Origin of the sequence: Vibrio maerlii (genome assembly GCF_003415655.1) — a bacterium.
Lineage (GTDB): Bacteria > Pseudomonadota > Gammaproteobacteria > Enterobacterales > Vibrionaceae > Vibrio > Vibrio maerlii.
In genome coordinates this window covers 1-1,721 of record NZ_QRHC01000025.1, presented here as the reverse complement: position 1 = coordinate 1,721, position 1,721 = coordinate 1, and the positions used below count along the sequence as shown (strand labels likewise).

Sequence of the window (1,721 nt, the reverse complement as noted above, 5' to 3'; positions counted from 1 at the left end):
GGTGGTCTGTAAGGGCTGCTGGAGGTATCAGAAGTGCGAATGCTGACATGAGTAACGATAAAGGGGGTGAAAAACCTCCTCGCCGGAAGACCAAGGGTTCCTGTCCAACGTTAATCGGGGCAGGGTAAGTCGACCCCTAAGGCGAGGCCGAAAGGCGTAGTCGATGGGAAACGGGTTAATATTCCCGTACTTCTTACAATTGCGATGGGGGGACGGAGAAGGCTAGGTGGGCCTGGCGATGGTTGTCCAGGTTCAAGTGCGTAGGCTGAAGAGTTAGGTAAATCCGGCTCTTCTTAAGGCTGAGACACGACGTCGAGCTACTACGGTAGTGAAGTCATTGATGCCATGCTTCCAGGAAAAGCCTCTAAGCTTCAGATTGTAAGGAATCGTACCCCAAACCGACACAGGTGGTCGGGTAGAGAATACCAAGGCGCTTGAGAGAACTCGGGTGAAGGAACTAGGCAAAATGGTACCGTAACTTCGGGAGAAGGTACGCTCTTAGYGGTGAAGTCCCTTGCGGATGGAGCTGCCGAGAGTCGCAGATACCAGGTGGCTGCAACTGTTTATTAAAAACACAGCACTGTGCAAAATCGTAAGATGACGTATACGGTGTGACGCCTGCCCGGTGCCGGAAGGTTAATTGATGGGGTTAGTCTTCGGACGAAGCTCTTGATCGAAGCCCCGGTAAACGGCGGCCGTAACTATAACGGTCCTAAGGTAGCGAAATTCCTTGTCGGGTAAGTTCCGACCTGCACGAATGGCGTAATGATGGCCACGCTGTCTCCACCCGAGACTCAGTGAAATTGAAATCGCTGTGAAGATGCAGTGTACCCGCGGCTAGACGGAAAGACCCCGTGAACCTTTACTACAGCTTGGCACTGAACATTGACCCTACATGTGTAGGATAGGTGGGAGGCTTTGAAGCGCAGTCGCTAGATTGCGTGGAGCCGTCCTTGAAATACCACCCTTGTAGTGTTGATGTTCTAACGTYGTTCCCTAATCGGGAATGCGGACAGTGCCTGGTGGGTAGTTTGACTGGGGCGGTCTCCTCCCAAAGAGTAACGGAGGAGCACGAAGGTGGGCTAATCACGGTTGGACATCGTGAGGTTAGTGCAATGGCATAAGCCCGCTTGACTGCGAGAATGACAATTCGAGCAGGTGCGAAAGCAGGTCATAGTGATCCGGTGGTTCTGTATGGAAGGGCCATCGCTCAACGGATAAAAGGTACTCCGGGGATAACAGGCTGATACCGCCCAAGAGTTCATATCGACGGCGGTGTTTGGCACCTCGATGTCGGCTCATCACATCCTGGGGCTGAAGTCGGTCCCAAGGGTATGGCTGTTCGCCATTTAAAGTGGTACGCGAGCTGGGTTTAGAACGTCGTGAGACAGTTCGGTCCCTATCTGCCGTGGGCGTTGGAAGATTGAAGGGGGCTGCTCCTAGTACGAGAGGACCGGAGTGGACGAACCTCTGGTGTTCGGGTTGTCATGCCAATGGCATTGCCCGGTAGCTAAGTTCGGAATCGATAACCGCTGAAAGCATCTAAGCGGGAAGCGAGCCCTGAGATGAGTCTTCCCTGGCACTTTAAGTGTCCTAAAGGGTTGTTCGAGACTAGAACGTTGATAGGCAGGGTGTGTAAGCGTTGTGAGGCGTTGAGCTAACCTGTACTAATTGCCCGTGAGGCTTAACCATACAACACCCAAGGGGTTTTGATGGACTCA

General features: G+C 52.9%; 1 rRNA gene. It reads left to right on the top strand.

Annotated features, from left to right (window positions below):
* Window positions 1–1,692, top strand: a 23S ribosomal RNA gene (locus DPF91_RS21665); the annotation flags it as partial.
* Window positions 1,693–1,721: the final 29 nt, after the last annotated feature.